The sequence below is a fragment of the Halanaerobium sp. genome (assembly GCF_003070835.1).
In genome coordinates this window covers 1-6,453 of sequence record NZ_QBLR01000192.1, presented here as the reverse complement: position 1 = coordinate 6,453, position 6,453 = coordinate 1, and the positions used below count along the sequence as shown (strand labels likewise).

The window sequence follows — 6,453 nt, the reverse complement described above, 5'->3', positions numbered from 1 at the left end:
GAATTATATCATCATGAAAATATTAAAGGAATTAATTATTATATCACCGGTGGTGCAGGTGGTGAATTGATTTTTGATAATGAAAAGAGTTTTTACCATTATCTTTTTGTTAATGTTTCAGAAAGTGGGATTGAAATTAGTGTTGAGCGTTTAGAAAATAATCCCAGTACTTTTTCGAAAATTATGGTTAATATTTGGGTAGCTTTACAGTCGTTTTTCTATGCAAATTATATTAATATTTTACTGGTATTGTTTATCGGTTTAACTATATTTTTTATTCTGCATCGTGAAATTAATAAAGAGGTAGATTATTACCGGGATTTTGCTTATGCTGATAATGAAATTAAAGATCAGAAACTAAAAATTGCTATGTTTACCAACAACTATTTCCCTGTTATTGGTGGGGTTCCAATATCAATTCAGCGTTTGGCTAAGGCACTGCGGAAGAGAGGACACCAGGTAAAAATTTTTGCTCCAGATTATAAAGAAGAAACTGAGGATGAATCAAATATTATTCGCTGTAATTCACTTTATCATTATGAAGAAGCAGGACTGGAATTTCCTGTAACCAATATTTATTCTCCGAAGATCAAAAAAGACTTTAAGAATGGAGATTTTGACTTAGTTCATTCTCATCACCCATTTTGGCTGGGAAATAAGGGCCGAAAGCTGGCTGAGAAATTTAATCTGCCGCTTGCTTTTACCTATCACACACGTCTGGAGAAATATTCTCACTATGTACCCAATATCTTATTTATGCGTAAATTTTTTAAAAACAGGCTCTCACACTTTTTAATTAGAAACTTTGCTAATAATACTGATGCGGTATTTGCTCCCACGGAATCAACAAAAGAGTATCTGCGCAATGTCGGAGTTAGCAGATTTATTAAGGTAATGCCGACAGGGATTGATTTTGACTATTATGACTGTCAGCAGGAGGAAATTGATGCCCTGAGAGACAAACTAATCGGAGATGCTGAGCACCTGTTAATTTCAGTTTCCAGGCTTTCTCAGGAAAAAAATCTATTTTTCCTTTTAGAAGGAATAAAAAAGTTAAGGGAAAATACTGAGCTCAACTTTAAATTGATTATTATCGGCAGCGGTTCTGAAAAGAAAAATGTGGAAGAATTCATTAAAAATAACAGCCTTGAAAAGGAGATAGAACTGATTGGTGCTGTAGACTTTAGAGAAATGGCCAAATATTATCTGGCTGCAGATCTCTTTGTTTTTGCCTCAACAACTGAAACCCAGGGGATGGTTTTACTGGAAGCAATGGCCGGCTATAACCCTGTAGTTGCGGTTAAATCAAGTGGAATTGATGATGTTATAGAAAATGGATATAATGGTTTTAAAACTGAAGAGGATACAGAAAAGTGGAGTAAACAGATTGAAGAACTATTAACAAATACTGATGATTTTGAAGAAATTGCGCAAAATGCCAGAAAAATGGCTGAGTCATATTCAATTGAACAGATGGCAGAATCGGCAGAAGAACTTTATTACAAAATAATGCAGCTTAAAAAATACCAGTAATCAAACTTCCATGTCCAGGTACCTGGTACCACCCGCTTTATGTCGTTTCATGTCGAAAAAAATTAAATGGAGGCAGAATAATGCTGATTGAATTTTTTAAAGAGCGAGAAATTTTTCGTTTGCAAAATGAAGAAATAAGTTATGTGATAAAAATATTAAAAAATGACCAGCTAGGTCATCTCTACTGGGGTAAAAAAATTAAAAAAGCCGAAAGGTTGGATCGCTATGATATCTCTCAGCACCGGCCCTATGAGGCCTATGCTCTTAAAGACGATACAGGCTTTATCTTAGAAAATATAGCCCGCGAATATCCTTCTTTTGGCCAGTCTGATTTTAGGGAGCCCGCCTATCAGGTTGAAGCAGAAAACGGCTCAATTATCAGTGACCTAAAATATCAGGATCATCAAATTTACAGTGGCAAAAAAGAACTAGCCGGTCTGCCCTCAACTTATGTTGAAAAAGAATCTGAAGCAGAAACTCTGGAGATAAGCCTCTATGATGAGGTAACTGAGCTGGAGGTAGTTTTAAGCTATACAATTTTTAAGGATTATCCGATACTTACCCGCTCAGCTAATTTTAAAAATCAGGGTGATGAGAAGCTGAATCTCAATAGAGCACTTTCAATGAGTGTTGATTTTGATAATAAAGACTTAGAGCTGCTGCAGCTTTCGGGAGCCTGGGGCAGAGAAAGAGATATTATCCGCCGCCCACTGGAGCAGGGAATAACCAAAATTGACAGCAAACGAGGTGGCAGCAGCCACCAGCAGAATCCTTTTGTGGCTTTAGTTGAGCCGGAGACTGATGAGTACAGAGGAGAGGCCTATGGTTTCAGTCTTGTTTACTCAGCTAATTTTATCGCCCAGGCAGAGTGCAATCACTATGGTAAGACAAGATTAACAATGGGTATTAATCCTTTTACCTTTAACTGGCTTTTGGAAGGTGGAGAGAGCTTCCAGACACCAGAAGTTGTAATGAATTATTCTGATCAGGGTTTAAATAAGATGTCTCAAAACTTTCATCAGTTATACAGAAGTCGACTGGTTAGAGGTAAACATAGAGACCAGCAGCGGCCGGTTTTGATCAACAACTGGGAAGGTACCTATTTTGATTTTGATACAGATAAGATATTAGAGATGGCAGCAGCTGCTGCAGAAGTAGATATCGAATTATTTGTGCTTGATGACGGCTGGTTTGGAGAGAGAAATGATGACACTTCTTCTTTAGGGGACTGGTATGTAAATCAAGAAAAGCTGCCGGGCGGTTTAGAATATTTAGCTCAGGAAATTAATAAATTGGGGATGGATTTTGGCCTCTGGTTTGAGCCGGAAATGGTTTCTCCAGACAGTGATTTATACCGTGAACATCCAGAATGGGCCATCCAGGTCCCAGAAAGAAAGTCCTCAGAATCCAGGCAGCAGTTAATTTTAGATTTAAGCCGCAGTGATGTTCAGAATTATATTATTGAGCGGGTTTCTGCGATTTTAGAGAAAGCAGATATTGCCTATGTTAAGTGGGATATGAATAGACCGATGACTGAATATGGTTCTTTAGAGCTGGAGGCTGAACATCAGAGTGAGTTAAACCACCGCTATATTTTGGGTCTTTACAGAGTTTTAGAAGAGATTACTTCCAGATTCCCGGAAGTATTGTTTGAAAGCTGTGCCGGTGGTGGCGGCCGCTTTGATCCGGGAATGCTCCATTATATGCCGCAGACCTGGACCAGTGATGATACTGATGCTGTAGAAAGATTAAAGATTCAGTATGGAACTTCATTAGTTTATCCTTCATCTTCGATGGGTGCTCATGTATCTGCTGTTCCAAACCACCAGGTAGAGCGCAGTACTTCACTTAAAATGCGCTATGATGTGGCAAGTTTCGGCAACCTGGGCTATGAACTTGATATTACAGAATTAAATGAAAAAGAAATGAAAGCTGTCAAAAAACAGGTTAATAACTATAAAGAGATTAGAGAGCTGGTGCAGTTTGGTGATTTCTACCGACTGCGGAGTCCCTTTGCAGGTAACTTTACTGCCTGGTCTTATCTCAGTCAGGACAGAGAAGAAGTTCTGGCAGGATTTTATCAGGTGCTGGCGACCCCTAATCCGAAAGAAGAGACTTTAAAACTGAAAGGCTTGGACTCTGAGAGTGATTATAAGGAGCTAAATAGTGGAGAAATTTATGGTGGGGATGAACTGATGAATTATGGCATTAAAGTTCCCTATCTAAAAGAAGATTTTTCTTCCAGAGTCTGGAGATTTAAGGCTGTTTAAGAAGGTTTAATTATTTTATTCAGCAGATTTAACTAACATAAAAGCTAAAGATACTAAAATATATAAATTAGGAGAATAATAATGAATAAAAAAAAGATAATTCTAATATTATTTCTCATTCTGTCACTTAGCTTTGTTTTAACAGGATGTTCTGCTATTGGTGAGTTGAAAACTGAGACTATAGTAGGTAATTATTTAGAGAGTGAAGATGGGCCGGAAAGTGTTGTTAAACAGTCATTAAATCAGTTATTTGCAAAATATTCTTCTGAAGGAAGATTAAATGATTATGAATGGACTCAAAACATTAATTTAAAAGATTTGGAAATTATGGAGCCAGTGGCTGACCAGGGTACCGGAATTTTAACTGCTGGTAGAATTAGACTAATTTTTGATTATACAATTAATGGTGATCCTCAAGATAGTGATTTAAAACCTATTAACAAAGGTGGTACTTTAACCTATGAGATAGATAGTTTAACTTATGATAATAAAAAAGAAGAATTGGTCAGTATGACTGAAACCCCGAATGAAGTTTCAGATGCTAATTCCGAATCGCCAGTTATTTCTGGGATTAAAACAGAAAATAGTAAGGATGACGGTAATGGATTTAGTTTGACTGCAAACCTTGATACTAAAAATGTAGCAGAAACTGTAGGAATAATTTCTCTGGGTAAAAGATACTTTTCAGGTTCAACTGATAGAGTTTTAGATATTACTAATAACCAACTAAGTCTAGTTACACAGGTAACTTTAGCTGAGACTGATTTTGCTTCAATTATGGTAATTAATTATGATGAATTAACAAGTACTGATTCAGGTCAAACCGGACTGGCAGCTGCTCTAATTGCTGTTCCTTAAAAAACTTCAAAAACTAAAGACAAAAAGGTACCGGGAGCGATCTGCTCTCAGTACCTTTTTGTTATATAATCTATTTTTTTATCGTTTTACTTAGCTCTTGCAGCTTCAATGTTAACTTTAGTTCCTTTAATGTAGTTGTCCTTCATGATCTGTAATACTTCATGACCTTTTTCTCTGGGAACTTCCACAAAGGTAAAGTTATCATAGATATCAATTGCTCCAATTAAGCCGCCGGGCATTCCTGTTTCACCAGCAATAGCTCCAACAATATGGCGGGGAGAAACCCTATCTTTTTTACCAATATTGATAAATAATCTAACCATTCCTGGCTCAGCTCCAGTATCACCAAAGCTCTGACCTGAGTTTTCAGCCTGATTATCATCATTATCTTCTCTTTCCATTGACTTTTTCATTAAAGCAGCTGCAATTTCAAGGGCAGAATACTGCTCATCAACTAAGTCTTCAATTAACTCAATATATTTTCCTAAATCAGCAGAATCCATATAACTGCTCAGTTCATCATTAAACTGCTCAAATTGAGCCGCTTCAATATCAGACTGAGAAGGAATCTCTGATCTTTTTATTTTTGATTTTGTATATTTTTGAATATCCCTCAACTTATAGATATCCTTACCAACTACAAAACTGTGAGCTTCACCACTTTTCCCTGCTCTACCTGTACGACCAATTCTGTGTACATAATAGTCAGTATCCTGTGGTAGATCATAGTTAAATACTGCTTCTACATCATCTACATCAATACCGCGGGCTGCTACATCTGTAGCTACAAGTACTTCGATAATTCCATTTCTGAATTTACCCATTACCCGATCACGCTGATTCTGGTTTAAACCACCGTGGATAGCATCAGATAAATAACCGCGAGCCTGCAGTTTAATATTCAGCTCGTCAACCATTTTTCTGGTGTTACAGAAAACAATAGCCAGTTCCGGACTGCTTAAGTCAAGAATTCTGGTTAAAGCTTTAAGTTTATCGTGTCTTCTAATCTCATAGTAGTACTGATCAATAGAAGGAACGGTTAATTTTTCGTGAGCCACTCTTAAAAACTCTGAGTTTTTCTGATACTTTTTACTCAATCTTTTAATTGATTTGGGAATAGTAGCAGAAAAGAAGAGAGTCTGTCTGTCATCTGGAATATCTCTTAAAACAGTTTCAATATCATCAATAAAGCCCATATCGAGCATTACATCAGCTTCATCAAGGACAAAATAATCTATATTGTCAAGTTTTAAAGTTCCACGACGAATATGGTCCATTACTCTACCTGGAGTACCAATAACAATCTGTACACCTTTATTAAGAGCTTTGATCTGGCGTCCGATTGACTGTCCACCATAAACCGGGAGAGTATAAATTCTTCTCTTATATTTTGCCAGTCTTTTTAATTCTTCTGATACCTGAATAGCAAGTTCTCTGGTCGGACAGAGGATAATTGCCTGAGGATTTTTGTTTTCAGCATCCATTTCTTCTAAAAGAGGGATACCAAAGGCTGCTGTTTTACCGGTTCCTGTCTGGGCCTGACCTACAATGTCTTTACCATTAAGTACAGCCGGAATAGCATTTGTCTGAATCGGGGTAGTTTCCTCAAAACCCATTTCTTCAACTGCCTTTAAAATCTCATCTGATACGTTTAATTCATTAAATTTAATCTTTTGCAAATTTACTTCCACTTCCTTTTTTAATTATATTCTTATACTAAATCTACCAACCACACAAATTTCTTAACAAATAATACTGCATCCGGTTGATAAATCTATACTTATATAAGTAG

General features: G+C 36.7%; 4 protein-coding genes. 3 read left to right on the top strand and 1 reads right to left on the bottom strand.

Translation table 11 applies throughout. The annotated features are described in order from the left end of the window. From CI949_RS14990 to CI949_RS14980, 3 genes are all read left to right on the top strand, one after another. Positions 1–1,533, top strand: a 1,533-nt coding sequence (locus CI949_RS14990; RefSeq protein ID WP_290767736.1) for a glycosyltransferase, incomplete at its 5' end; no start/stop codon positions are given. 80 nt (positions 1,534–1,613) lie between these two features. Then, the gene (locus CI949_RS14985) at positions 1,614–3,803 is read left to right on the top strand and encodes an alpha-galactosidase (RefSeq protein ID WP_133529559.1); all 2,190 of its coding nucleotides are present in this window, start codon (positions 1,614–1,616) and stop codon (positions 3,801–3,803) included. 81 nt (positions 3,804–3,884) lie between these two features. Continuing rightward, complete coding sequence (locus tag CI949_RS14980) at positions 3,885–4,661, top strand: hypothetical protein (protein WP_133529558.1); 777 nt, start codon at positions 3,885–3,887, stop codon at positions 4,659–4,661. Positions 4,662–4,747: 86 nt separating this feature from the next. Here CI949_RS14980 and CI949_RS14975 read toward each other — a convergent pair whose 3' ends face one another. Further along, positions 4,748–6,340, bottom strand: coding sequence for a DEAD/DEAH box helicase (locus CI949_RS14975; RefSeq protein WP_133529557.1), 1,593 nt, complete (start codon positions 6,338–6,340; stop codon positions 4,748–4,750). Positions 6,341–6,453 lie beyond the last annotated feature (113 nt).

What these genes read in the sequence shown, in the direction of transcription:
- CI949_RS14980 (WP_133529558.1), top strand. Translation starts at nt 3,885, where the DNA reads ATGAATAAAAAAAAGATAATTCTAATATTATTTCTCATTCTGTCACTT.
- CI949_RS14985 (WP_133529559.1), top strand. Translation starts at nt 1,614, where the DNA reads ATGCTGATTGAATTTTTTAAAGAGCGAGAAATTTTTCGTTTGCAAAAT.